At 71.8% G+C, this 26300-nt stretch carries 21 protein-coding genes and 1 pseudogene; 17 read left to right on the forward strand and 5 right to left on the reverse strand.

All coding sequences use genetic code 11. The features are described 5' to 3' along the window. The first annotated feature begins 217 nt into the window (after positions 1–217). Entirely contained in the window at positions 218–1039 is an 822-nt protein-coding gene (locus ABT186_RS42115; protein ID WP_351929637.1) for a tetratricopeptide repeat protein, read from the forward strand. Positions 1040–1105: 66 nt separating this feature from the next. Here ABT186_RS42115 and ABT186_RS42120 read toward each other — a convergent pair whose 3' ends face one another. Next, positions 1106–2419, reverse strand: coding sequence for a DUF1015 domain-containing protein (locus ABT186_RS42120; protein ID WP_351228182.1), 1314 nt, complete (start codon positions 2417–2419; stop codon positions 1106–1108). A gap of 72 nt (positions 2420–2491) precedes the next feature. On the opposite strand from ABT186_RS42120, the gene ABT186_RS42125 reads away from it, so the two are divergent. The 4 genes from ABT186_RS42125 to ABT186_RS42140 are packed head-to-tail and all read left to right on the forward strand — an operon-like array spanning position 2492 to position 6512. After that, the gene (locus ABT186_RS42125; RefSeq protein WP_351929623.1) at positions 2492–3520 is read left to right on the forward strand and encodes an HAD hydrolase-like protein; all 1029 of its coding nucleotides are present in this window, start codon (positions 2492–2494) and stop codon (positions 3518–3520) included. Between the two features lie 57 nt (positions 3521–3577). Continuing rightward, positions 3578–4621 carry a FecCD family ABC transporter permease gene (locus ABT186_RS42130; RefSeq protein WP_351228178.1) on the forward strand — a complete coding sequence of 348 codons (1044 nt, stop codon included), beginning with the start codon at positions 3578–3580 and terminating at the stop codon, positions 4619–4621. Next, positions 4618–5655 (forward strand): FecCD family ABC transporter permease, encoded by a 1038-nt coding sequence (locus tag ABT186_RS42135; RefSeq protein ID WP_351929625.1) that lies wholly within the window; start codon positions 4618–4620, stop codon positions 5653–5655. The genes ABT186_RS42130 and ABT186_RS42135 overlap by 4 nt, the downstream gene beginning before the upstream one ends. After that, positions 5652–6512 (forward strand): ABC transporter ATP-binding protein, encoded by an 861-nt coding sequence (locus tag ABT186_RS42140; protein WP_351228174.1) that lies wholly within the window; start codon positions 5652–5654, stop codon positions 6510–6512. Before ABT186_RS42135 ends, ABT186_RS42140 begins: the two co-directional genes overlap by 4 nt. On the opposite strand, the gene ABT186_RS42145 is transcribed toward ABT186_RS42140, so the two are convergent. Continuing rightward, on the reverse strand, positions 6496–6843 hold the full coding sequence (locus ABT186_RS42145) for an SCP2 sterol-binding domain-containing protein (protein WP_351228172.1): 348 nt from the start codon (positions 6841–6843) through the stop codon (positions 6496–6498). The genes ABT186_RS42140 and ABT186_RS42145 overlap by 17 nt on opposite strands. Before the next feature lie 42 nt (positions 6844–6885). Between ABT186_RS42145 and ABT186_RS42150 the strand changes: the two genes are divergently transcribed. The 6 genes from ABT186_RS42150 to ABT186_RS42175 all read left to right on the forward strand — a co-directional run bounded on the left by ABT186_RS42150 (position 6886) and on the right by ABT186_RS42175 (position 13112). Continuing rightward, positions 6886–7251, forward strand: coding sequence for a hypothetical protein (locus tag ABT186_RS42150; protein ID WP_351228170.1), 366 nt, complete (start codon positions 6886–6888; stop codon positions 7249–7251). A gap of 7 nt (positions 7252–7258) precedes the next feature. After that, positions 7259–8074, forward strand: a complete 816-nt coding sequence (locus tag ABT186_RS42155) for a TlyA family RNA methyltransferase (RefSeq protein WP_351929627.1) — start codon at positions 7259–7261, stop codon at positions 8072–8074. Continuing rightward, on the forward strand, positions 8071–8976 hold the full coding sequence (locus ABT186_RS42160; RefSeq protein WP_351228166.1) for an NAD kinase: 906 nt from the start codon (positions 8071–8073) through the stop codon (positions 8974–8976). The genes ABT186_RS42155 and ABT186_RS42160 overlap by 4 nt, the downstream gene beginning before the upstream one ends. Before the next feature lie 177 nt (positions 8977–9153). Further along, positions 9154–10872, forward strand: coding sequence for a DNA repair protein RecN (recN, locus tag ABT186_RS42165; RefSeq protein WP_351228186.1), 1719 nt, complete (start codon positions 9154–9156; stop codon positions 10870–10872). Between the two features lie 98 nt (positions 10873–10970). Continuing rightward, complete coding sequence (locus ABT186_RS42170) at positions 10971–11732, forward strand: hypothetical protein (RefSeq protein WP_351929629.1); 762 nt, start codon at positions 10971–10973, stop codon at positions 11730–11732. Positions 11733–11975: 243 nt separating this feature from the next. Next, entirely contained in the window at positions 11976–13112 is a 1137-nt protein-coding gene (locus ABT186_RS42175; RefSeq protein WP_351929631.1) for a glycosyltransferase family 4 protein, read from the forward strand. Between the two features lie 8 nt (positions 13113–13120). Here the strand turns inward: ABT186_RS42175 and ABT186_RS42180 are convergent, their stop codons facing one another. The 3 genes from ABT186_RS42180 to ABT186_RS42190 all read right to left on the reverse strand — a co-directional run bounded on the left by ABT186_RS42180 (position 13121) and on the right by ABT186_RS42190 (position 18122). Continuing rightward, a complete protein-coding gene (locus ABT186_RS42180) occupies positions 13121–14761 on the reverse strand; it encodes a PucR family transcriptional regulator (RefSeq protein ID WP_351228160.1) in 1641 nt (546 codons plus the stop codon). Positions 14762–14820: 59 nt separating this feature from the next. Next, entirely contained in the window at positions 14821–16203 is a 1383-nt protein-coding gene (locus tag ABT186_RS42185) for an FAD-binding oxidoreductase (RefSeq protein ID WP_351929633.1), read from the reverse strand. 116 nt (positions 16204–16319) lie between these two features. After that, positions 16320–18122, reverse strand: a complete 1803-nt coding sequence (locus ABT186_RS42190) for a glycoside hydrolase family 15 protein (protein ID WP_351228156.1) — start codon at positions 18120–18122, stop codon at positions 16320–16322. 470 nt (positions 18123–18592) lie between these two features. Here ABT186_RS42190 and pyrG point away from each other — a divergent pair, with 470 nt between their 5' ends. The 6 genes and pseudogenes from pyrG to ABT186_RS42220 all read left to right on the forward strand — a co-directional run. Beyond that, on the forward strand, positions 18593–20260 hold the full coding sequence (gene pyrG / locus ABT186_RS42195; RefSeq protein WP_351228154.1) for a CTP synthase: 1668 nt from the start codon (positions 18593–18595) through the stop codon (positions 20258–20260). Positions 20261–20345: 85 nt separating this feature from the next. Then, positions 20346–20972, forward strand: coding sequence for an NUDIX domain-containing protein (locus ABT186_RS42200; RefSeq protein ID WP_351929635.1), 627 nt, complete (start codon positions 20346–20348; stop codon positions 20970–20972). A gap of 194 nt (positions 20973–21166) precedes the next feature. Beyond that, positions 21167–23236 (forward strand): tetratricopeptide repeat protein, encoded by a 2070-nt coding sequence (locus ABT186_RS42205; protein WP_351228150.1) that lies wholly within the window; start codon positions 21167–21169, stop codon positions 23234–23236. A gap of 135 nt (positions 23237–23371) precedes the next feature. After that, the gene (gene ald, locus ABT186_RS42210; RefSeq protein WP_351228148.1) at positions 23372–24496 is read left to right on the forward strand and encodes an alanine dehydrogenase; all 1125 of its coding nucleotides are present in this window, start codon (positions 23372–23374) and stop codon (positions 24494–24496) included. Between the two features lie 409 nt (positions 24497–24905). Further along, on the forward strand, positions 24906–26039 hold the full coding sequence (locus ABT186_RS42215) for a ParA family protein (RefSeq protein ID WP_351228146.1): 1134 nt from the start codon (positions 24906–24908) through the stop codon (positions 26037–26039). Next, positions 26024–26300 (forward strand): annotated as a pseudogene (locus ABT186_RS42220) (hypothetical protein); the annotation flags it as partial. The gene ABT186_RS42215 and the pseudogene ABT186_RS42220, both read left to right, overlap by 16 nt.

The following is a 26300-nucleotide window of genomic DNA, read 5'->3' on the forward strand; positions in this document are numbered from 1 at the left end:
CGACCGCCGTGACGACCGCCGCGACGACCGTGGTGCCCGCGGCCCCCGTCGCGACGACCGCGGCGGCCGCCCCGGTGGCTTCCGTGGCCGTGACGACCGGCGCGGCGACGACCGGCGCGGTGGCGGCCGGTTCCGTGAGGAGCGGGACCGTGACCGCGAGCCGATCAAGCGGCTGCCGATTCCCGAGGACGTCACCGGCGAGGAGATCGACAAGGACGTGCGGCAGGAGCTGCAGAGCCTGCCCAAGACGCTTGCCGAGGACGTCGCCAAGAACCTGGTGATGGTCGCCAGGCTCATCGACGAGGACCCCGAGGGTGCGTACGGGTACTCCAAGGTGGCGTTGCGCCTCGCGTCCAGGGTCGCCGCCGTGCGTGAGGCGGCCGGTTTCGCTGCGTACGCCAACCAGAAGTACGGCGAGGCGCTCGGTGAGTTCCGGGCCGCCCGGCGCATGACCGGGAACGTCGACCTGTGGCCCGTCATGGCGGACTGCGAGCGCGGGCTCGGCCGGCCCGAGAAGGCGCTGGACATGGCCGGTGCCCCCGAGGTGCACAAGCTGGACAAGGCCGGTCAGGTCGAGATGCGGCTCGTGGCGGCCGGTGCGCGCCGGGACATGGGACAGCTCGACGCCGCCATCGTGACGCTGCAGAGCCCGGAGCTTGCCTCCCACTCCGTTCAGCCGTGGACCGCGCGGCTGCGGTACGCGTACGCGGACGCGCTCCTTGCCGCCGGGCGGGAGAACGAGGCACGTGAGTGGTTCGCCAAGGCCGTCGAGGCCGACAAGGACGGCAGCACGGACGCCTCCGACCGGCTTGCCGAGCTGGACGGCGTGGAGTTCGTCGACGCGCTCGACGAGAACGCGAGCGACGAGGGCGCGAACGATGAGCTCTCCCCGGAGGCCGACGCCGAGGACGCCGAGGACGCCGAGGACGGCGAGGACGGCGAGGACGGTGAATCGACGGGCCAGGTCGAGGACCAGGTCGAGGTCGAGGACCACGTCGTGGACCAGGTCGAGGACGGGGACGAGCGCGACAAGGGCTGACGTCCGCGTATGACGGGGCGGGATCCGAGCGAGAGCGAGGAACCCGCCCCGTCGCGTTTCAGAGCGTCAGAGCGTCTCGAAAAGCGTCTCAGGGGGCATCAGCGCCCGCAGCACCAACCCCGACGCCGGCTTCGGGCCGAACGAGGTCGACTTACGCGGCATCGTCACGCCCTGGCGGGCGAGCTCGCGTACGACGTCCTCGCGGACCGGGTGCAGCAGTACGGCCGTGCCGCCGTCGCGTTCCGCCTTCTCGACCGTGGCGGCGGTGTCGTGGATGTATGCGATGTGTTCCGGCGAGTCCTCGGGAATGCGCCAGACGTGCTGCAGGAGCGTGGCGTGCAGGACCGTCGCGTCCAGGGTGCGCCACGCCTCCGGGCGGTCCGGGGGGACCGTACGGGCCAGCAGGTCCGGGGAGGGCCGGTCGACCAGGTGGAAGGCGCCGTCGCCCGCGAGCAGGAAGGCGTTGCCGGCGCAGGCCGCGTCGGCCAGCGTCGCCAGGGCCTCGGCGAGCGGGACGTGCAGGTGGCGTACGCGGAACAGGCCCGTGAGGGCGGACAGCGCGTCGGCCACCGGGAGGCGGTGCAGGAGGCGGTGGATCGCGCGGACTCTCAGGGGGTAGCGGGCGGTGTCCACCAGGAGGACCAGGCCGTAGTCCCAGGGGCTGGGGGAGGCGTGCTCCGCGCGTAGACGCACATAGGTGGCCCAGCGGTGGTGGCCGTCGGCGATCAGGGCCTGGTGCTGGGCCAGGTCTGTCTGGATTTCGGTCAGGTCGGCCGGATCCGTGACCGCCCAGAGGCGGTGGTTGAAGCCGTCCTCCGTGGTGGTGCTCAGCAGCGGAGGGCGCTCGGCGGTGCGTTCGATGACGGCCCTCGTACCGGCTTCGGAGCCGTTGCCGCGGTAGGTGAGCAGCAGGGGTTCGAGGTTGAGGGAGGTCGCGCGCATCAGGGCCGCCCGGTCGGCGATCACGTGCGGCATGACGTCCTCGTGGGGCAGGACCACGCCGTCCGCCGGCTCCGACACGCGGAGGGCGCCTATGACGCCGCGCTGCAGCAGACCGGCGCCGCGCTGCTCGTAGATGTAGAAGCCGGGCTCGGCGTCGGTCGTCAGGATGCCCTCGGCGAGCCAGTGGCGCAGGGTGTGGGCCGCCTGTTCGTTGCGCGCCGCCGGGGTGGCCGCCTGGGGGAGTATCAGACGGACGATGTTGTGCGGATCGGCCGATTCGAGGTGGAGCAGGCCGTCCGGGCGTACGACGACGTCGTACGGCGGCGAAGTGACCGCGGCGAGGCTGCCGACGCGGTCGGGGTCGTAGCGCAGGCCCCTGAAGGGGGTCAGTTCAAGACCCATGTGCGCCGGTACGTCCCCGGGACCTGCAGTGTTCATTGATGCATGGTAAGTGCGTCAGCGCCATGCGCGATGATCGGGGGAAAGCGATCGAACGAGGAGCGATGCGTAATGAGCCAGACCGTCAGGACGCGGCCCGAGGGAAGTGCACGCCCCCTGAGCGAGGCGTACGACACGGCGCTGCTCGATCTGGACGGGGTGGTGTACGCGGGCGGGAGTGCGATCGCGCACGCAGTGGAGTCGCTCGGCATCGCCCGCGCGGGCGGGATGCACCTGGCGTACGTCACGAACAATGCGCTGCGTACGCCGGACGCGGTGGCCGTGCACCTGACGGAGCTGGGGATACCGACAGGGGCCTCGGACGTCATCACGTCGGCGCAGGCGGTCGCCCGGCTCATCAGTGAGCAGGTGCCCGCCGGGTCGCCGGTGCTGGTCATCGGCGGTGAAGGGCTGCGCGTCGCGCTGCGGGAGCGGGGGCTCGTGCCCGTCGAGTCGGCCGACGACGATCCGGTGGCCGTGGTGCAGGGGTACGGCGGTCCTGAGCTGCCGTGGGGGCGGTTCGCGGAGGCGTGCTACGCCATCGCGCGCGGGGTTCCGTGGTTCGCGTCCAACACCGATCTGACGATCCCGGGCGCGCGCGGGATCGCGCCCGGCAACGGGGCGGCCGTGGAGGTCGTACGCATCGCGACCGGAGCCGAACCGCAGGTGGCGGGCAAGCCGCTGCCGCCGATGCACCGGGAGACGATCCTGCGGACCGGCGCCGAGCGTCCGCTGGTGGTCGGGGACCGACTGGACACGGACATCGAGGGCGCGTTCAACGGCGAGGTCGACTCGCTGCTCGTGCTGACCGGTGTGACGGACGGCGCCCAGCTCCTGGCCGCGCCGCCGCACCACCGGCCGACATACGTCGACGCGGACCTGCGCGGGCTGCTGACCGGCCAGCCGGAGGTGGCCGTGGCGGGCGACGGCTTCCGTTGCGGCGGCTGGACCGCCACGGTCGGGGAAGAGCGTCTGGAGCTGGCGGGCGAGGGCGAGGTCCTGGACGGGCTGCGGGCGCTGTGCGCGGCGGCCTGGACGGCGGCCGGTGAGGGTTCGTGCGAGCTGGACGGGGGGAAGGCGCTGGCGCGACTGGGACTGTGAGCCGGGAGGGGCGGCCATCCCGTCGAGTCTGAAGCGAGGGTAGGCTAACCTAACTTCGTGTTGGTCGACAGTCCTCCCGAACCGCGCGCGGAGACCGCCTCCGCGCCCCCAACCCGCCGGGCGACAAGGGTCCTTGGGCTCCTCGTCTCGGTCGTGATCCTGGCGCTCGTCGCGCTGGCGAGCATCGCGATCGGTGCGAAGGGGCTGTCGCCGCAGCAGGTCTGGCACGGCCTGTTCCACGACTCGGGGACGTATGCCGACGTCGTGGTCGGCGACCGGCTGTCGCGTACGGTCCTCGGGCTGCTCGCCGGGGCCGCGCTGGGCCTGTCCGGCGCCGTCCTCCAGGCGCTCACCCGCAATCCGCTCGCCGACCCCGGTCTGCTCGGCATCAACGCGGGAGCGTCCGCCGCGGTCGTCACGGCCATCACGTACTTCGGCGTCACGAGCCTGAGCGGGTACGTCTGGTTCGCCTTCCTCGGCGCGGCCGCCGTCGGGGCCCTGGTCTGGTTCCTCGGCGGCAGCCGGGGTGCCACACCGGTGCGGCTCGCGCTCGCCGGCACCGCGGTCAGCGCCGCGCTCTACGGCTGTCTCCAGGCCGTGATGATCATGGACGACGCCGCGCTCGGCAAGATGCGCTTCTGGACGGTCGGTTCGCTGGCCTCGGCCACCGACGAGACCATCACTCAGGTCCTGCCGTTCCTCACGGTCGGTACGGTCCTTGCGCTGGCCCTCGCCCGGCCGCTGAACGCCGTGGCGATGGGCGACGACACCGCCCGCGCCCTCGGTGCCAACCTGGTCCGCACCCGCGCCCTGGCCATGGCCGCCGCGACCGTACTGTGCGGGGCCGCGACCGCCGCGTGCGGGCCGATCGTGTTCGTCGGGCTGATGGTGCCGCACGCCGTACGGTCCTTCACCGGACCGGACCTGCGCTGGATCCTGCCGTACGCGACCGTCCTGTCGCCCGTGCTGCTACTCGGCTCCGACGTCATCGGCCGCATCATCGCCCGGCCCGCCGAACTCCAGGTCGGCATCGTGACCGCGGTCATCGGCGGCCCGGTCTTCATCTTCCTCGTACGACGGCGGAGGACGGCGCAGCTGTGAAGACCCCCCGTACCCTGCGCGCCCCCGGCGGGCTCTCCGTGCGCCTCGACGTCCGCGCGTTCACCGTTGTCGCCCTGCTCCTGGTCGTCGCGCTCGCCGCGAGCGTCGTGCTGATCGGCACGGGCGACTTCCCGATCCCGGCCGGGGACGTCCTCAAGACACTGGTGGGCAACGGCAATCCAGGCCAGGAGTTCATCGTCACCGAACTGCGGCTGCCGCGTGTGCTCGTCGGGCTGCTGGTCGGTGCTTCGCTCGGGCTCGGTGGTGCGCTGTTCCAGTCCATCTCCCGCAATCCGCTGGGCAGCCCGGACGTGCTCGGCCTCGGTCAGGGCTCGACGGCCGGTGCACTCGTGATGATCGTGCTGTTCTCCGGGAGCGCCACCCAGGTCGCCCTCGGCGCGCTCGTGGGCGGTCTGGCGACCGGACTCGCCATCTATCTGCTCGCCTGGAAGCAGGGCGTGCACGGTTATCGGCTGGTCCTGGTCGGTATCGGTGTCTCCGCGGTCGTCACGGCGGTCAACGGCTATCTGCTCACCAAGGCCGACATCGTCGACGCGGCCCGCGCGGTCGTCTGGATGACCGGTTCCCTCAACGGCCGCGACTGGGGCCAGGTCGGGCCGCTGCTCATGCTGTGCGCCGTCCTCGTCCCGCTCGTCCTCGGCAACGCGCGCGGGCTGCGGATGACGGAGATGGGTGACGACGTCTCGTACGCCCTCGGGGTGCGCGTGGAGCGCGCACGGCTGCTGTCGTTGGTGTCCGCGGTGCTCCTCACCGCCGGAGCCACCGCCGCCGCGGGCCCGGTCGGGTTCGTGGCGCTCACCGCGCCGCAGCTCGCCCGCCGGCTGACCGGCTCGCCCGGGCCGAACCTGGTGCCCTCCATGGTCATGGGCGCGACCCTGCTGATCGTCGCGGACTGGGCCTCTCAGCGGGTCTTCGGCGCGGACCAGCTGCCCGTGGGCGTGGTCACCGGGGTCCTGGGCGGCGTCTACCTGCTCTGGCTGCTGGTCACCGAGCGCCGGGCGGGCCGTATATGAGCGCCGCGAGCGGACCGGACAGGAACGACAAAAGGAGCACTGTGAACCGCCTCTCCGCCGACAACGTCACCCTCGCCTACGACCAGCGTGTGATCGCCGAGCAGTTGTCCGTGGAGATCCCCGACAACTCCTTCACCGTCATCGTCGGACCGAACGCCTGTGGCAAGTCCACGCTCCTGCGTGCCCTGTCCCGGATGCTCAAGCCGGTCCAGGGGCGGGTGCTGCTCGACGGCCAGGTCATCCAGTCGATGCCTGCGAAGAAGGTCGCGCGGACCCTGGGCCTGCTCCCGCAGTCCTCGATCGCGCCCGACGGGATCACCGTCGGCGACCTCGTGGGCCGCGGCCGCTATCCGCACCAGGGAATCCTGCGCCAGTGGTCGAGCGAGGACGAGCGGGTCGTGCAGGAGTCGATGGCCAGGACCGGTGTCGCCGAACTCGCCGACCGCTACGTCGACGAACTCTCCGGCGGCCAGCGGCAGCGCGTGTGGATCGCCATGGCGCTCGCCCAGCAGACCCCGCTGCTGCTGCTCGACGAGCCGACCACCTACCTCGACATCCAGCACCAGATCGACGTGCTCGATCTGTGCGCCGAGCTGCACGAGGAGCAGGGGCGCACACTGGTCGCGGTTCTGCACGACCTCAACCACGCGGCCCGGTACGCCACCCACCTCATCGCACTGCGTGGCGGAAAGGTCATCGCCGAGGGTGCCCCGAACGACATCGTCACGGCCGAGCTGGTCGAGGAGGTCTTCGGGCTGCGCTGCCAGGTCGTCGACGACCCGGAGACGGGGACGCCGCTGGTGGTGCCGGCCGCGCGCAGGGCGCGCGCACGCGTGGTCGCTAAAGAAGCTTCCTGAGCCGCAGCAGATCCAGCAGACCTGCCTCCAGCTTCACTCGGCCCGAGCCCCAGGCCCTCGCGAAGTTCAGCTCGCCGTCGACCATCGCCACCAGGTCGTCGCCGGCCATGGTCAGCCGGATCTGGGCCTTGTTCGGCGGTGGTCCCGGGAGTGTGTCGAGCACCTCGATCCGGCCGTCCTTGAGGCGGCCGACGAAGGTGATGTCCAGGTCGGTGATACGGCAGCTGAGCGAGCGGTCCAGGGCCGCGGCCGTACGCACGTCCCCGTCGGCGCCCGCCAGGTTGTCCGAGAGCTTGTCGAGTGCGCTGCGGCACTCCTCAATCGTCGCCATCGTGAGCGACGGTACCCCAGCGCTTCGGGGTAGCGTCGAGGCATGAGCGACTCTGTGCCCGAGGCGGAGGTCCCGGCGGAAGCGGCGGTACCGGAGCCAGAAATTCCGGCCGACTCCATCGACGAGGAGGAGTACGACCCGGCCGCGCCCGCGCCCCTGAACGTGCCCCGGACCCCCACCGGGAACGCCGACGTCGACGCCCAGCTGCAGCGGCTCGCCGACGCCGACCACCTCGCCACCGACGGCCACGTCGAGGTGTACGAGGATGTGCACAGGGGGTTGCGCGACGCGCTCACCGCGCTCGACGCCCGCCCGGGACCGCCGGCTCCCACCGGTCACCCGGCCACCACCCCCCAACGAGACCCTTCGGGCCGCCCCGTCGATGGCCCGTACGAGAACAGGAGCTGAACCGAACGTGGCAGGAGTCGCACGCCGCCGTCTCGATGCGGAGCTGGTCCGCCGGAAGCTCGCGCGCTCGCGTGAGCACGCCGGCCAGCTGATCGCCGCGGGCCGGGTCACCGTCGGCAAGACCGTCGCGACCAAGCCCGCCACTCAGGTGGAGACCGCGGCCGCCATCGTCGTCGCTCAGGACGACGGCGACCCCGACTATGTGTCGCGGGGCGGCCACAAGCTCGCGGGCGCCCTGCAGGTCTTCGTACCGCAGGGACTGCAGGTCGAGGGACGGCGGGCGCTGGACGCCGGCGCGTCCACCGGAGGCTTCACCGATGTCCTGCTGCGCGCGGGAGCGGCCCATGTCGTCGCCGTCGACGTCGGATACGGACAACTCGCCTGGTCTCTCCGGAGTGATGAACGCGTCACCGTCAAGGACCGTACGAACGTACGCGAGTTGACGCTCGAAGCGATCGATGGGGAGCCTGTGGATCTTGTCGTGGGGGATCTGTCCTTCATCCCGCTCGGACTGGTGCTGCCCGCCCTGGTGCGGTGCACGAAGCCGGACGCCGACCTGGTGATGATGGTCAAGCCTCAGTTCGAGGTGGGGAAGGAACGGCTGGGCAGCGGCGGTGTCGTCCGCAGCCCGCAGCTGCGCGCCGAGGCCGTGCGTGGGGTGGCCGAGCGGGCCGCGGAACTCGGGCTCGGCACAAAGGGTGTGACCGCCAGCCCGCTGCCCGGACCTTCGGGCAATGTCGAGTACTTTCTGTGGCTGCGAGCCGGAGCACCTGCCCTGGACCCGGCCGACGTTGACCGTGCAGTGGCGGAGGGGCCGCGTTGACCGAGAACCGAGCTCGTACTGTTTTCCTGCTCGCCCACACCGGGCGGCCCGCGGCCATCCGCAGTGCCGAACTGGTGGTCAAGGGGCTGCTGCGATGCGGGATCGGCGTGCGCGTCCTGGAGGCGGAGGCGGAGGATCTGCCGCTGCCGGAGGAAGTGGAGCTCGTCAAGGAGGCCACCCCGCAGTGCCTCGACGGGTGCGAGCTGCTCATCGTGCTCGGCGGTGACGGCACCCTGCTGCGCGGCGCCGAGTTCGCCCGCGCCTCCGGGGTGCCGATGCTCGGCGTGAACCTCGGCCGGGTCGGCTTCCTTGCCGAGGCCGAGCGCGACGACCTCGACCGGGTGGTCGACCGGGTGGTGATGAAGGCGTACGAGGTCGAGGAGCGCATGACCGTCGACGTCGTCGTCCACAAGAACGGTGACATCGTGCACACCGACTGGGCGCTCAACGAGGCGGCCGTGCAGAAGGTGTCCGCCGAGAAGCTCCTCGAGGTGGTCCTGGAGATCGACGGCCGGCCGGTGACCGGGTTCGGCTGCGACGGCATCGTGTGCGCCACCCCCACGGGGTCGACCGCGTACGCCTTCTCCGCGGGCGGGCCCGTGGTGTGGCCGGAGGTGGAGGCGCTGCTCATGGTGCCGATCAGTGCGCATGCGCTGTTCGCCAAGCCGCTGGTGACCTCGCCCAACTCCGTGCTCGCCGTGGAGGTGCAGCCGGACACGCCGCACGGGGTGCTGTGGTGCGACGGGCGGCGGATGGTGGAGCTGCCGCAGGGGGCGCGGGTGGAGGTTCGGCGGGGGGCGGTGCCGGTGCGGCTGGCTCGGCTGCACCATGCGTCGTTCACCGACCGCCTGGTGGCCAAGTTTGCGCTTCCGGTGTCGGGGTGGCGAGGTGCGCCTCACTGACCGTTCGGGGTTGTTTGCCGTGTGCGGTTGTCGTTGGTTGCTCGCGCCCACGCGGCGGAGCCGCACAATGTCACAGCACCGCGCCCCTGAAGGGGCGCGGTGTCCCTCCCCAGGGTGATAGGGGCCGCTCGCGCATCTCCCGGCCGACCTCGTAAGGTCTTCTCCGTGTTGGAGGAGATGCGGATACGGTCGCTCGGAGTCATCGACGACGCTGTCGTCGAGCTGTCGCCCGGCTTCACCGCCGTGACCGGTGAGACGGGTGCGGGCAAGACCATGGTCGTCACCAGCCTCGGTCTGCTGCTCGGCGGGCGCGCGGACCCGGCGCTCGTACGGATCGGTGCGAAGAACGCGGTCGTGGAGGGGCGGATCGCCATGCCCGACGGCGCCTCCGCTGCCGTACGCGCCGAGGAGGCAGGGGCCGAGCTCGACGACGGGGCGCTGCTCATCAGCCGGACCGTTTCCGCCGAGGGCCGCTCGCGGGCGCACCTGGGCGGGCGTTCCGTGCCCGTCGGCGTGCTCGCGGAGCTTGCCGACGAACTGGTCGCCGTGCACGGCCAGACCGACCAGCAGGGTCTGCTCAAGCTGTCCCGGCAGCGGCAGGCGCTCGACCGGTACGCCGGTGACGCCGTCGCCGTACCGCTCACCAAGTACGGCGAGGCCTACCGGCGGCTGCGGGCGGTCTCCGCCGAGCTGGAGGAGATCACCACCCGTGCGCGTGAGCGGGCCCAGGAAGCCGACATGCTGCGCTTCGGGCTCGATGAGATCGCGGCCGTGGAGCCACGGGCCGGTGAGGACGTGGAACTGGCCGAGGAGGCGGAGCGGCTCGGTCACGCGGAGGCGCTCGCGTCGGCCGCGACGGCCGCGCATGCGGCGCTGGCGGGCAACCCGGAGGATCCCGAGGGCGTCGACGCGGCCACGCTGGTCGCGGGCGCGCACCGGGCGCTGGAAGCGGTGCGGTCGCACGATCCGGCGCTGGCGGGGCTCGCCGAGCGGATCGGGGAGATCGGGATCCTGCTCGGCGATGTGGCCGGTGAGCTGGCGGGATACGCCGATGACCTGGACGCGGATCCGCTGCGGCTCGCGGCCGTGGAGGAACGGCGGGCCGCACTCAACGCGCTCACCCGGAAGTACGGCCAGGACATCAACTCGGTCCTGGCGTGGGCCGAGCAGAGCGCCGCGCGGCTGACCGAACTCGACAGCGACGACGAGCGGATCGGGGAGCTGACCGCCGAGCGGGACGCGCTGCGCACCGAACTGGGCGGACTCGCCCAGGCGTTGACGGATGCCCGTACGGAGGCCGCGGAGCGGTTCGCCGCGGCCGTGACCGCCGAGCTGGCCTCGCTCGCCATGCCGCACGCGCGCGTGTCGTTCGAGATCCGGCAGACGGACGATCCCGAGGGCGTCGAGGTCGGCGGGCGTACGGTCGCCTACGGTCCCTCGGGCGTCGACGAGGTCGAACTGCTGCTCGCGCCCCACCCCGGCGCGCCACCGAGGCCCATCGCCAAGGGTGCCTCCGGTGGTGAGCTGTCGCGCGTGATGCTCGCCGTGGAGGTCGTCTTCGCGGGGACGGACCCCGTGCCGACGTACCTGTTCGACGAGGTCGACGCGGGCGTCGGCGGCAAGGCCGCGGTCGAGATCGGGCGGCGGCTCGCCCGGCTCGCGAAGACCGCGCAGGTCGTGGTGGTCACCCATCTGCCGCAGGTGGCGGCGTTCGCCGACCGGCAGCTGCTGGTGGAGAAGACGAACGACGGGTCGGTCACCCGGTCCGGTGTGAAGGTGCTGGAGGGCGAGGACCGGATCCGGGAGCTGTCCCGCATGCTGGCCGGCCAGGAGGACTCGGAGACGGCCCGGGCCCATGCGGAGGAACTGCTGGCGACGGCGCGGGCGGACGTGTAGGACACGGGCCTGACAGCAGGGCCGAGGCCCTGTCTCACATTCCCGCCTGCCCTCCGGGCGGACGACGGGAATGTGACGACCGGGCCTAGGGTGGCGGGATGATCACGCGTATGCGCAGGACCGTCTCGTTCGGGCTCGCCGCAGCCGTCACCCGGGCCTCAGCGGCCGCCCTGCGCGCCGCCGCGCCGGGCGGGCGTGGCCGCTGGGAGCGGAAGAACCACGCCGGGCGGACCGTCGGACTGTACGCGGGGCCCGCCTCGGCCGCGGCGACCGCGCTCGCGGCCGGGCGCGTCCATCCCGCGGCCGGACTCGCCGTGCTCGCCGCCGGTGCCTGCGGTGCCTACGACGACGTCGCGGGCGCCGGTGACCCCCGGCGTGGGTTCCGGGCGCATCTCTGGGCTCTGCGGGACGGTGACGTCACCAGCGGCGCGGTGAAGTTGTTCGGGATCTCCGGTGCCGCGCTCGTCGCAGGGGCCGTGCTCAAGGAGCGGCCCCTGGACAAGGTGCTCGCCGGTGTCGTGATCGCCGGGACCGCGCACTTCGTCAACCTCGTGGACGTGCGGCCGGGGCGTGCCGCCGGGGCCGTACTCGCGCTGGGCGCTCCCGGGCTGCTGCGCAAGGGTTCCGGTGAGCTGTCCGCCGTCGCGATGGGGGCCGCGGCCGCCGTCCTCCCCGACGACCTCGGGGAGCGCACGATGATCGGCGACACCGGGGCGCACGCCCTCGGCGCCGCGCTGGGCGCCGCAATCGTCGCAGGGAACCGACGGGCCGGACTCCTCGCCCACGCGGCGGCGTTGGTGGCCGCCGCCGCGTACGGGGAGAAGGTGAGCGAGGTGGCCAGGTCACCGGCCTTCGGGTAACCCCGGGTCACCCGTGTCACAAGCCACCCGAACTCGCTACGCTCCTCACCCATGTGAGTGACCGCGGCCGCGCCCGGGCATCCGGTCGGCCGTCGTCGCGCGCATCCGCCGGTGCCGCAACACCCCCGCGCCCTGGCATGCTTGAGTCATCCGCGGAGCCCGTCGCGCGGTCCACCCCCACCGCGCGATCCTTCTGTACGTTTCTTCGTGACCGTCCGACGCCGAACCAGGAGCCCCGGCCACGTGAGCCTTGCGAGCAGCCTCTCACCGCACGGCCGGTCGCCGCTGCGCACCGTGCAGGTGCTCGGCGGGGGCAGCGCGGGCAGCAGCGCGCACGTACGGTCGCTGGCCTCGGGACTGGTCGCCCGGGGCGTGCGCGTGACCGTATGCGCCCCCGTCGAAGCCGAGCACTCCTACGATTTCACCGGCGTCGGCGCCCATCACGTCCCCGTGCCCCGCAGCACGGACCCCACGTCCCTGGCGGCGCTCCGCCTCGCCTGCGCCGACGTGGACCTGGTGCACGCGCACGGGCTGCACGCGGGCCTGCGCGCCGCCCTCGCGCTCAGCGGACTCCGTACCCCGCTTGTGGTGACCTGGCACACCCGGGCGCACGCCGAGGGCGCCCGCGCCCATCTCCTGCGCCTCCTCGAACGGCGCGTGGTCAGGGCCGCGTCTGTCGTCCTCGGCACGTCGTCCGACCTGGTCGACCGGGCGCGGCGCCGTGGCGCCCGCGATGCCCGGCTGGCCGCCGTCGCCCTGCCGGCGCCCCGCAAACCGGCCGAGTACGACGATCCCGACCGGCTGCGCCCCAAGGTCCGCGCAGAACTGGGCGCCGCGGACCGGCCGTTGCTGATGGCCGTCGGCGCCCTCGACCGGCACCGCGGCTACGACGTGCTGCTCGACGCCTCGCGCGGCTGGCGCGGCCTCGACCCGGCGCCCCTGGTCGTGATCGCGGGGGAGGGGCCGCTGCGGACGGTGCTCCAGCGGCGTATCGACGACGAGGGGCTGCCCGTGCGCCTGGCTGGGCGGCGCGAGGACGTCGACGAGCTGCTCGCCGCCGCCGACCTCGCGCTGCTGCCCGGCAGTTGGGAGTCCCGGTCGGTCCTCGCCCAGGAGGCACTGCACGCCCGCGTGCCGCTCGTCGCCACCGATGTCGGCGGCGTCCGCGAACTCGTCGGCGACGCGGCCGAACTGGTTCCGTACGGCGACCCGCAGGCGCTCGCCACCGCCGTCGTACGGCTCCTCGACGACCCTGCGCGCCGCGACCTGCTGAGGGAAAAGGGAACACAACAGGCCGCCACCTGGCCGACGGAGGACGAGACCGTGGCCCAAGTGCTCAGCGTCTACGACGAGTTGACCCAGGCCGCGCCCTTCGTCTGAGGGACCCCTCAGGGCACGTGCCGTTGCGCCCGCAGCGCCAGGCTCAGGGCCAGGACCGTCTGCGGGTCGTCCAGGTCCGTGCCCAGCAACTCCCCGATCCTGGCCAGCCGGTTGTAGAGCGTCTGCCGGTTCAGGTGCAGTTCGCGGGCTGTCTCCGCCTTGCGGCCCGCATGGGCCAGATATGTCTCAAGCGTGGGCAGCAGCGGCGGTTTGGAACGGTGGTCGTGGTCGCGCAGCGGGCCGATCGCGCGGTCCACGAAGGCCGCCAGATCCGGATGGCCGCGCAGCCGCCACAGCAGAAGGTCGATGTCGAGACGGCGGGCGTCGTACCAGGGACGCTCCGGCAGCCCCTGAGCCGCCGTCGCCGTCTCCGCGGCATGCCGCAGCCCTGACGACGCCGCCGCCCAGCCGCCCGCGACCCCGACCACGACGACCGGCGGCCGCGCGCCCGGCCGCTGCATTCCGGCCCGCTCCACCCCCGCCCGCAGCGCCGCGGCGACCCGGTCGGCGACCGTCAGGCGCTCCGACTCCGAACGCAGACCCAGCAGCAGCGGGACTCGGCCCTCCACCGGCCGTACGCCGAGCAGCACCGGTACGCCCAACGAGGCCAGCTCCTCGGCCACCGCCCGCGCCAGGACCGCCCAGCCCCCGCCGCCCGCAGTGAGGCCGTCCGCCAGCCGCATCACCACCGGAAGCAGCGGGCCGGCGCCCGGCTTGAAGCCCAGCACCCGGGCCTGCGCGGGCGCGTCCTCGGCGCTGATGCGGCCCTCGGCGAGATCGGTGAGGAAGTCGCCGCGCCCGCGCGCCGCCAGCTCCTCCTCCTGCCGGGCCTGCATCAGCACCACCGCCAGGATCGCGGCCGCCCGCTCGGCGGCGATCCGATGCACCGGCGCCACCGGTGCACTCACCGGCAGCAGCACCAGCCGGGCCCGCACGGAACCCGCACCGGGTCCGCCGCCGGGCACGTCCACAAGGGTCGTCCCGGCCGGGGGCTCGTCCTTGTGCTGGCCGCGCAGGCCCTCCCACACCTGGAGCGGGTCGGTGTCCGCGGGCCCGGTCCCGGCTGCGTACAGCAGCTGTCCGTCGGCGGTCTCCAGGAACACCGGGTTGCCGCTGAAGTCGGCCAGGATCCCGAGGACCTGGGGTACCCCGCCCCCGCCGAGCAGCGCCTCGGTGCAGCGGCGGTGCACCTCCTCCGCCCGCTGGAGCAGCGCGTAGTGGCCGTTGACGATCTCGGTGTGGATCTCCTCGGTGACCGCCACGAACGGCACCTCGCGGTGCAGCTGGACGAGCGGCAGCCCGGCCGTCCGGGCCGTCTCGACGAGGGCCGCGGGCAGCCGGGTGAAACGTGTGCCCAGCTCCACGACCAGGGCCGCGATACCGCGCTCGGCCAAGGTGCGGACGAATGCACGCTGGTCGGCGGGACGGGTGCCGAGGCCGTAGCCCGTGGTCAGCAGCAGTTCGCCGCCCTTGAGCAGCGAGGCGATGTTCGGGACCTCGCCCGCGTGCACCCAGCGCACCGTGCGGTTCAGCCGGTCGGCGCCGGCCAGCACCTCCGGCAGCCCGCTGCGCAGCCCGGGCAGCTCCAGCGCCCGCTGCACGGTGATCCCGGCGCCCTGGGTGCCCCGGTGGTCGAATCGGCTGTCCATGCCGTGACGCTACTACCTGCGCCACCTGCGCGGACGCCCCAGGGACAGAGCAGGACCCGTCAGGCGGGCGGGACGTTGTGGTTGTACCGGAACACGTTGTCCGGGTCGTACTGCCGCTTCACCCGCGCCAGCCGGTTGAAGTTCTCGCTGCCGAGGCCGGCCACCACCCGGTCCCTGCCCTCGTCCCCGATGAAGTTGAGGTAGACCGCGCCCGTGCGCCACGGGCGGACGTCGGCGCGCACGTCCCTGACCCACTGCAGGGCCTGCTCGTCGTCCGCCGGGTCGGCCCAGACGCCGAAGGGGTGCACGGTCCACGGCGCGTCCCGGTAGGGAATCGGGTACTCGCCGGGCCCGGAGGCGATCGCGCCGCCCTGCGGGAACAGGACGTGCTGACAGGACGTGGGGACGGGCATCGAGGAGGCATGGGCGCAGAAGATGTCGACCAGTTCGTCGGGCAGGGCGGTCAGATGCTCGGCGGACCAGTAGTTCCGCAGCCCGGGCGGGACGTCGAGCATGCACTGGACGTCGGCGTACGGCATCGCGGAGACCGCCTCGCACTCGTGCGGCAGCGCCAGCAGCGGCTGGGCGACCTTGCGCAGGTCGTCCTCGCCGCCGGCGTAGGTGACCAGCACCGCGCACACCAGCGTCCCGACCAGCTGCTCGGGGACGAACGGTTCGGGCGGGCCGGTGATGTACTGCGCGGCGCCGCCCACCTCCGGCGGACCGGTGGCGATGATGTCGCGGTAGATCCGGACCGCCTCCGGGCCCGTCTCGGGCAGGAACATGAGCAGGGCGATCGAGAACTCGGGCAGCTCGTGCAGCCTGAGGGTGAGGGCGGTGGCGACGCCGAAGTTCCCGCCGCCGCCGTGCAGGGCCCAGAACAGCTCGGGGTTCTCCTCTGCGGTCGCGAGGAGCGGGGTGCCGTCCGCGGTCACCAGTTCCACGCCGAGCAGGTTGTCGACGGCGAGGCCGAAGGCCCGGTCCAGCCAGCCGTTGCCGCCGCCGAGCACAAAGCCCCCGACACCGGTCGTGGAGATCCGGCCGCCGGTGGTCGCGAGACCGTGGGGCTGGGTGGCGCGGTCCAGGTGGCTCATCACGGCGCCGCCCTCGACCCGTACCGACGAGGATCCGGGATGGACCGTGACCTGGTGCATCCGGCGCAGGTCCACGACCAGACCGTTGTCGTTGAGCGCCATGCCGGCGACGCTGTGCCCGCCGCCGCGGACGGCGATCTTCAGGTCCAGGTCCCGGGCGAAGAGCACCGACCGGCGGACGTCGGCCTCCCCCTCGCACTGCGCGATCACGGCCGGGTGACGGTCGATCATCGCGTTGAAGACGGTGCGGGCCTCGTCGTAGCCAGGGTCGCCGGGGGCGAAGACCTCGCCGGCCAGGTCCGAGCGGAGCGCGGCGAGCGCAGCGCCCGCCTTGGAGAGGGGAGCCATGACAGCCGGCCCCTTCCAGCGAGGGGACAGGTCTCTTCCCAGCCTAGGCGGGCACCTTGCAGCGGTCCTGTTCAGCGGTGGTACGGGGGGCCGGTCCCGGCCCCCCGTGTGCAGCCTCAGCCCCCGTACGCCCCGGACGCCGTCAGACGCAGTGCCGTGTCGATCAGCGGCACGTGGCTGAACGCCTGCGGGAAGTTCCCGACCTGGCGCTTGAGACGCGGGTCCCACTCCTCGGCGAGCAGACCCAGGTCGTTGCGCAGAGCGAGCAGCTTCTCGAAGAGCTTGCGGGCCTCGTCCACGCGGCCGATCATCGCCAGATCGTCCGCCATCCAGAACGAGCAGGCGAGGAACGCGCCCTCGTCGCCCGGCAGCCCGTCGACGCCTTCCTCCTCGCCCTGCGTCGGGTAGCGCAGGATGAAGCCGTCGGACGTGGACAGCTCGCGCTGGATCGCCTCGATCGTGCCGATCACGCGCTTGTCGTCCGGCGGCAGGAAGCCCATCTGCGGGATCAGCAGCAGCGAGGCGTCCAGCTCCTTGGAGCCGTACGACTGCGTGAAGGTGTTGCGCTCCTTGTCGTAGCCCTTCTCGCACACGTCCCGGTGGATGTCGTCGCGCAGCTCGCGCCACCTCTCCAGCGGGCCGTCCGCGTCCCCGGACTCGATCAGCTTGATCGTGCGGTCCACCGCGACCCAGGCCATGACCTTGGAGTGCACGAAGTGGCGCCGTGGGCCGCGCACCTCCCAGATGCCCTCATCCGGCTCGTCCCAGTGCTTCTCCAGGTAGCGGATCAGCTTCAGCTGGAGCAGGGAGGCGTAGTCGTTGCGGGCCAGACCCGTCATATGGGCCAGGTGCAGGGCCTCGGTGACCTCTCCGTACACGTCCAGCTGCAGCTGGTGCGCGGCACCGTTGCCGACGCGTACCGGCGCCGAGTTCTCGTAACCGGGCAGCCAGTCCAACTCGGCCTCGCCCAGCTCCCGTTCGCCCGCGATGCCGTACATGATCTGCAGGTTCTCGGGGTCGCCGGCCACGGCTCGCAGCAGCCACTCGCGCCAGGCACGGGCCTCCTCGCGGTAGCCGGTGCGCAGCAGCGAGGACAGGGTGATCGCGGCGTCGCGCAGCCATGTGTAGCGGTAGTCCCAGTTGCGCACGCCACCGATCTCCTCCGGCAGCGAGGTCGTGGGCGCGGCCACGATCCCGCCGGTCGGGGCGTAGGTGAGGGCCTTGAGCGTGATCAGGGAGCGGACCACGGCCTCGCGGTAGGGACCGTGGTACGTGCAGTGCTCCACCCACTCGCGCCAGAACTCCTCGGTCGCCTCCTGCGACTGGTCGGGCTCCGGCAGCGGCGGCGGCTCCTTGTGCGAGGGCTGCCACGAGATCGTGAACGCGATCCGGTCACCCGGAGCGACCGTGAAGTCCGCGTACGTCGTCAGGCCCTTGCCGTAGGTCTCGGCCTGTGTGTCGAACCACACCGAGTCGGGCCCGGCGACGGCGACCGTGCGCCCCTCGTGCTTGTGCACCCAGGGCACCACCCGCCCGTACGAGAACCGCATGCGCAGCGCGGACCGCATCGGCACCCGGCCCGTGACGCCCTCCACGATCCGGATCAGCTGCGGTGCGCCGTCACGCGGAGGCATGAAGTCGATCACCCGGACCGTGCCGCGCGGGGTGTCCCACTCCGACTCGAGGATGAGGGACTCGCCGCGGTAGGAGCGCCGGGTCGCCGCCGGCGGCTCGGCATCCGCGGCATGCGCCGGACCCAGCCGCCAGAAACCGTGCTCCTCCGTGCCGAGCAGCCCCGCGAAGACGGCATGGGAGTCGAATCGGGGCAGGCACAGCCAATCCACGGTGCCGTCCCGGCAGACCAGCGCCGCGGTCTGCATGTCTCCAATGAGTGCGTAGTCTTCGATGCGCCCGGCCAATGCAACTCCAGTCGAACGGCCACGTCGCCCTCGAGGGGCGTTCGCTCTTGCGGTCATGGGGTCAGTGAGAGAGATGTTGTTCACCGACCCATTCGGAAAAGAAGCAGTCGATGTTCAACGAACTGACGAGCCCTTGTGGTTCCGGTGACGGGCGGGGGTGGTGCCGTTTTCCGGGAGCGCTCGGCAGAGAGTGTCCGAGCAGGATACGACGCACCTCCCTGATCCGCGTGCCGCTCCGGGCAACGGGGCTGGTCCGAACGAGTGAGCCTCGAGTGAGTGTCGCGCGTCCGTGGTGACACGTGTGCGGAGCGTGGCCGGAAGCGGCCTCGCCCCGGCGCTGATACGCTGGTAGCCCGTGGACCGGTGGGCACGAAACCCCCGAACCGCAGCGACGGCACCCCCCGGAAACCCCTTCGGAGGACCAGCCGCACCGCACCCCAGACCGCGACCACGGGAGCCCCCTCTTGGCCATGCCGCCCGCTGCTTTTCGAAACAGCACAGCCACGACGACCAAGCACATCTTCGTCACCGGGGGTGTCGCCTCCTCTCTCGGCAAGGGCCTGACGGCCTCCAGTCTCGGCATGCTGCTCAAGGCCAGGGGTCTGCGCGTCGTGATGCAGAAGCTCGACCCGTACCTCAACGTGGACCCGGGCACCATGAACCCGTTCCAGCACGGTGAGGTCTTCGTCACCAACGACGGCGCCGAGACCGACCTGGACATCGGACATTACGAGCGCTTCCTTGACCGTGACTTGGACGGCTCCGCCAATGTCACCACAGGGCAGGTCTACTCGACGGTGATCGCCAAGGAGCGACGTGGCGAGTACCTGGGTGACACGGTGCAGGTCATTCCGCACATCACCAATGAAATCAAGCATCGCATCCGGCGCATGGCGACGGACGAGGTCGATGTCGTGATCACCGAGGTGGGCGGCACGGTCGGTGACATCGAGTCGCTGCCGTTCCTGGAGACCGTCCGCCAGGTCCGCCACGAGGTCGGCCGCGACAACGTCTTTGTGGTGCACATCTCTCTGCTGCCGTACATCGGTCCCTCCGGCGAGCTGAAGACCAAGCCGACCCAGCACTCGGTCGCCGCCCTGCGCAACATCGGTATTCAGCCGGACGCGATCGTGCTGCGCTGCGACCGCGAGGTCCCGACCGCGATCAAGCGCAAGATCTCGCTGATGTGCGACGTCGACGAGGCCGCCGTCGTGGCCTGCCCCGACGCCCGCTCGATCTACGACATCCCGAAGGTCGTGCACTCCGAGGGCCTGGACGCGTACGTCGTCCGCAAGCTGGACCTTCCCTTCCGTGACGTGGACTGGACGACCTGGGACGACCTGCTCGACCGCGTCCACAACCCCGACCACGAGATCACCCTCGCCCTGGTCGGCAAGTACATCGACCTGCCCGACGCCTACCTCTCGGTCACCGAGGCGCTGCGCGCGGGCGGCTTCGCCAACAAGGCCCGTGTGAAGATCAAGTGGGTCACGTCCGACGACTGCAAGACCCCGGCGGGTGCCAAGAAGCAGCTGTCCGACGTGGACGCGATCTGTATCCCCGGCGGCTTCGGCGACCGCGGCGTCTCCGGCAAGGTCGGCGCCATCCAGTACGCCCGCGAGAACAAGATCCCGCTGCTCGGCCTCTGCCTCGGCCTGCAGTGCATCGTGATCGAGGCCGCGCGCAACCTCGCCGCCATCCCCGACGCGAACTCCACCGAGTTCGACGCGGCCACCTCCCACCCCGTCATCTCCACCATGGCCGAGCAGCTCGACATCGTCGCGGGCGAGGGCGACATGGGCGGAACGATGCGGCTGGGCATGTACCCGGCCAAGCTGGCCGAGGGCTCGATCGTGCGCGAGGTCTACGACGGCAAGGAGTACGTCGAGGAGCGCCACCGCCACCGCTACGAGGTGAACAACGCCTACCGCGCGGAGCTGGAGAAGAAGGCGGGCATCGTGTTCTCCGGCACGTCCCCGGACGGCAAGCTCGTGGAGTACGTCGAGTACCCGCGCGATGTGCACCCTTACCTCGTGGCGACGCAGGCGCACCCCGAGCTGCGCTCCCGGCCGACCCGGCCGCACCCGCTGTTCGCTGGCCTGGTGAGGGCCGCGGTGGAGCGGAAGAACAGCAAGTAGGGCAAAGCTGTACGGTGGCCGGGGTGCGCGTCCTTCGGGAGGCGTGCCCCGGCTTTTCGCGAGGGCGTGGGAGGAACAGGGCGATATGACGATCAAGGACGCTGCCGAGGCGTGGGAGGTCAGGGCGAGCGAGACCCCGTTCGTGGGCAAGAAGACGTCGGTCCGCACCGACGACGTGGTCATGCCCGACGGATCGGTCGCCCGCCGTGACTACCAGGTCCACCCCGGCTCGGTGGCCGTCGTCGCCCTCGACGACCAGGGCCGCGTGCTCGTCATCCGGCAGTACCGCCACCCAGTGCGCCAGAAGCTCTGGGAGATCCCGGCCGGCCTTCTCGACATCCCCGGTGAGAACCCGCTGCACGCCGCCCAGCGCGAGCTGTACGAGGAGGCGCACGTCAAGGCCGAGGACTGGCGGGTGCTGACCGACGTCTACACCACGCCCGGCGGCTGCGACGAGGCCGTGCGCATCTTCCTGGCCCGTGATCTGTCCGAGGCCGAGGGGCAGCGCTTCGAGGTCGAGGACGAGGAGGCCGACATGGAGCTGGAGCGGGTTCCGGTCGAGGACCTCGTACGGGGTGTGCTGGCGGGAGACCTGCACAACAACTGCCTCGTCGTCGGTGTCCTCTCGCTGGTCGCCGCGCAGCACGGCGACGGTCTGGACGCCCTGCGGCCGGCCGGGGCGCCCTGGCCGGCGAGGCCGTTCGAGGCCTGAACCGGGGCGAGACCCGCTGGTTCCCGGGCCTCACACCCACGTGACCCAACCGGTCGTACGATCGCCTGATCCGATCGGGGGACGTGTCCGTCGTGCTCGGCGGGGACCGTCGCAGAGAGTGAACTAGGCTCTGGGAACGACCCGCCCCAAGGCCCGGCGGGCCCGTGTGTGCAGTGGGACGGGAGCGTGGCCCGGTGACGGATCAGGCGGTGGACACAGGCGGCGGCGAGCTGCCGGAGGGCGACCGGCGTCCCGCCGCCATGGACGACGAGTTCCTCGGCCGCACAAGGGAGTTGAAGGAACTCCGGGCCGACATCGAACGCGCGGGCCTCGACACGATCTCCGGCCGCAAGGCGCCCCGGGCCCGCGTACTGCTCATCGCGGGGCGGCCCGGCTACGGCCGCACCGCGCTCGCCGAGGAGCTCGTACGGCAGGTCGCGGACCGTTACGGGGACGGCGTGCTGCGCGCCCGTCTCAGCGAGCCGGACGGCACCCCTGTACCGACCGAGCGCACCGCCCGCGAGCTGCTGAGGGCCCTCGGCCTGCCCACCCCGCCCGGCGCCGACGAGGACGAGCTGGGCCAGGCGGTGCGCGAGGCCCTCACGGGGCGCCGTGCGCTGCTCCTGCTCGACGACGCGGTGTCCGCCGAGCAGGTCGACGCGCTGCTGCCGGACACCCCCGACTGCCTTGTCGTCGCCGTCTCCGAGGGGCCGCTGACCGGCATCGCGGACGTGCGCCCCTGCACCCTCGGAGGCCTCGACACCAAGTCCGCCCTGGGGCTGCTCACCCGGTACACCGGCTCGGTGCGCATCACCGTAGACCCGCGCGCCGCCGAGGGACTCGTCGAGGAGTGCGCCGGTCAGCCCGCCGCGCTCGTCCTCGCCGGCGGCTGGCTGGCCGCCCGCCCCAAGGCCGCCGTCTCCGACCTCGACAAGCAGCTGCGCTCCGGGGGCGACGACGGGCCGCCGCTGGCCCGGGTCTTCCGGCTCTCGTACGAGGGACTGCCCGGCGCCGCCCAGCGAATGCTGAGGCTGCTCTCCCTCGCCCCCGCCGGACTCGTCGAGCCGCACACCGCCTCCGCGCTGGCCGGCAGCTCGGTGGAGGACGCCCGCGCCCTCCTCGACGACTTCGCGGCCCTCGGTTTCCTGCGGCGCGTCGCCTCATCTCTGCCGCAGTACGAGGTCCCGGGCTGTGTCCTGCCCCTGCTGCGCGCGCAGTCCGAGAGCCAGGACCGCCCGGGCGAGCTGCAGCTGGCCCGCGCCCGGATGCTGGAGCGGACCGTGCGGCTGCTGCAGTCCTGCCGTGCGATCACCGAGACCGACAGCCCGCAGGCCCGCGAGAAGCTCGCCGGACTGCCCCGGGCCATGCGCTTCCCGAGCCCCCGGGCGGCCGAGGACTGGCTGCGTATCCGGCAGCCCGCGCTGCTGGCCGCGGCCCGCCTCGCGGTCGCCGACGGCGAGCTGGACACGCTGGCCCGCCGTCTCATGGCCGCGCTGGTGCGGGCCATGGTCGCCCACTTCGGCACCCGGGCCGCCGCGCCCGAACTGTACGGCATCCACCGGCTCGTTCTCGGCGTCGCCGAGCGCCGCGGCCTGCCCCGCGAGCAGGCGGCGGCCCTGCTGAACCTCGCTGACCTGGACGCGCAGACCGGCCGTACGACGGAGGCGCTGGCCCGCTACCGGGCAGCGCTGGACGCGGGACGGCAGGCGAACGACCCGTATGCGACGGGCCGCGCGATGGAATCCGTAGGCGGCGCCCACCAGGAGCTGGGGGACTACGACCGGGCGGCCGACTGGTACGGCCGGGCCCTGGCCCAGCGGCTCGCCCGCAACGAGCGCGCGGACGCCGCCCGGCTCTACGGCCGCCTCGCCACCGTCCACACCTATGCGGGCCGCTACGGCGAGGCACAGCGCAACTGGCGCGCGGCGATCGCCGGGCACCGCAGGAACGGCGATGTGGCCGCCCACGCGCGGGCGTTGAGCGAGCTGGCGCGGGTCCAGGAGTACGCGGGCCGACCCGAGGAATCGCTGCGTACCTGCCAGGAGGCGGTGGAGTGGGCGCGGAGTGCGCAGGACGTCCGGCTGCAGGCGGCGCTCCAGCTCAGGGTCGCCGACACGCTGGAGCGCCTCGGCGACCCGGCGGCCGCGCGACTGCACCGGGGGGCTGCGGGGCGGATGCTGGGTGAAGAGGCCCAGGAGGGCGACCCGGGGCCGGAACACGACGCTAACGCCTGCGAAATCCGTAGTGCATCAACTAAAGATTGATGCAATGAAAGGCTAGACAGCGGGAACACCTTCATTAAACTGGCTCTGCCGCACGTTCTCCTGCGGTGTCTCCCGGTGTATCCATGCATGCCTGGGTATGTCGTGTAATGCCCCACATTCTCTGAGTCAAGGACCGTGATCGACGTGAAGGTCGGCATCCCCCGCGAGGTCAAGAACAACGAGTTCCGGGTGGCCATCACCCCCGCCGGCGTGCACGAGCTGGTGCGCAACGGCCACCAGGTCGTCGTCGAGCGGAACGCCGGTGTCGGCTCCTCGATCCCGGACGAGGAGTACATCTCCGCCGGTGCGCAGATCCTGGAGACCGCCGACGAGGTCTGGGCGGCCGCCGACCTGCTCCTGAAGGTCAAGGAGCCCGTCGCCGAGGAGTACCACCGTCTCCGCAAGGACCAGATCCTCTTCACCTACCTGCACCTGGCCGCCTCCAAGGAGTGCACGGACGCCCTCCTGGAGTCCGGCACCACGGCGATCGCCTACGAGACGGTGGAGCTGCCGAACCGCGCCCTCCCGCTGCTCGCCCCCATGTCCGAGGTCGCGGGCCGGCTTGCCCCGCAGGTCGGCGCCTACCACCTGATGCGCGCGGCCGGCGGCCGCGGCGTGCTGCCCGGCGGCGTCCCCGGCGTGCCTGCCGCCAAGGCCGTCGTCATCGGCGGCGGCGTGTCCGGCTGGAACGCCGCGCAGATCGCCATCGGCATGGGCTTCCATGTGACCCTGCTCGACCGGGACATCAACAAGCTCAAGGAGGCGGACAAGATCTTCGGCACGAAGATCCAGACCGTCGTCTCCAACGCCTTCGAGCTGGAGAAGGCCTGCCTCGAGGCCGACCTCGTCATCGGTGCCGTCCTCATCCCGGGTGCCAAGGCCCCGAAGCTGGTCACCAACGAGCTCGTCTCCCGGATGAAGGCGGGAAGTGTCCTTGTCGACATTGCGATCGACCAGGGCGGCTGCTTCGAGGACTCCCGTCCGACCACGCACGCCGAGCCGACCTTCAAGGTTCACGAGTCGGTCTTCTACTGCGTCGCCAACATGCCCGGCGCCGTCCCCAACACCTCCACCTACGCCCTGACGAACGCGACGCTGCCCTACATCGTGGAGCTCGCGAACCGCGGCTGGGTCGAGGCGCTGCGCCGTGACCCCGCGCTGGCCAAGGGCCTCAACACCCATGACGGCAAGGTGGTTTACCGGGAGGTCGCCGAGGCGCACGGCCTGGAGCACGTGGAGCTGGAGTCCCTGCTCGGCTAGGCCGGAGGGGGCCGGGGTTCGATTTCCCGGCGTCATAAGGCGATAGGTCAACTTACCCCGTCAACGCCGCGCGCCCGGCCGGACCTTGCCCGACAAGGTCCGGCCGGATGTGTGTATGGTCACTTTGCGACACTCGTTCAACTCGCCTCGAACGCAACCCTTTAACCGTTTCGCACACCGGTGAAACCTGGCGAACGGTGCCCGGACACCCTTGACAGCGGGATGTTTCATTGCCGACACATCGGGCCGGGTCCGGCGGATTGTGTTGCTGCGGACCGCCGACACGCCATAGAGTCGCCAACCGTCGGCATGGTGCCACGCTGACCTATCTAGAAGTTTCCTGGTCACCAAGGAGGTAAGACGACTTGTGAATGAGTCGACATTTACTCCCGGGGGTGGTCAACCAGGAATGCCTGCGCGGGGCGCGGTCCCCACGGGGCTCGAGGCTGTCGGCTCCGTCGCTGTCCGTACCTTCGCAGCCCACCAGAGCCAGAGCCCCCACCTGGCTCCGACAGCACACCAGAGCATGGATGGCCAACACGTGAACGCCATGGCCGGCGGCCCGAGTGGCGAGGTCCGTAATCACTTCGCCGACTACGACGAACTGCCCGACGGGCACTTCTACGACCCCGACGCCGAATACGAGCCCGACCCCGAGTACGCGGCCACGCTGGCGCCCGACGCGGCCCGCCAGCGCCGCGAGCGCATCGGCCCGACCGGCCGTCCGCTGCCGTACTTCCCGATCCCGGGGCCGTTGACCAACCACGGCCCGGCGAAGATCATCGCGATGTGCAACCAGAAGGGCGGCGTCGGCAAGACGACGTCGACCATCAACCTGGGTGCCGCGCTCGCGGAGTACGGACGCCGGGTGCTGCTCGTCGACTTCGACCCGCAGGGCGCGCTGTCCGTGGGCCTCGGTGTCAACCCGATGGAGCTCGACCTCACGGTCTACAACCTGCTCATGGAGCGGGGCATGGCAGCCGACGAGGTCCTCCTGAAGACCGCGGTCCCCAACATGGACCTGCTGCCGAGCAACATCGACCTCTCGGCCGCCGAGGTCCAGCTGGTCTCCGAGGTCGCCCGCGAGTCGACGCTGCAGCGCGCCCTGAAGCCGCTGATGCCGGACTACGACTACATCGTGATCGACTGTCAGCCCTCGCTCGGCCTGCTCACCGTGAACGCGCTCACCGCCGCGCACAAGGTGATCGTGCCGCTGGAGTGCGAGTTCTTCGCGCTGCGTGGTGTCGCGCTGCTCACCGAGACCATCGAGAAGGTCCAGGAGCGGCTCAACCCGGAGCTGGAGCTCGACGGGATCCTCGCCACGATGTACGACTCGCGCACGGTGCACAGCCGTGAGGTGCTTGCGCGTGTCGTCGAGGCGTTCGACGACCACGTCTACCACACGGTCATCGGTCGCACGGTCCGCTTCCCGGAGACCACGGTCGCCGGTGAGCCGATCACCACGTACGCCTCCAACTCCGTCGGTGCCGCCGCCTATCGCCAGCTCGCCAGGGAGGTGCTCGCCCGGTGTCACGCCGAGTGAGTCTGCCGGGGGCCGACGAACTGTTCCGTACCACCGGGGGAATGGCGCTCCAGGCGTCCACTCCCAGGCGCCAGGCCAATGGCGAGGCCCGGGTGCCGGCTCCCGCGGGCGAGAGCGACGCGACGGCCGCGGCGGAGGACGCACCGCCGTCGGTGCCCGTGCAGGGCGGCGACGGGGAGGGTGACGAGCATGTCGCGGCGGACACCGCGGAGGCGGAGGCCGGGGAGTCCCGCACCCGGTCCGCGACCGCGGAGCGGCCCG

This window comes from Streptomyces sp. NPDC001634 (genome assembly GCF_040298185.1).
Lineage (GTDB): Bacteria > Actinomycetota > Actinomycetes > Streptomycetales > Streptomycetaceae > Streptomyces.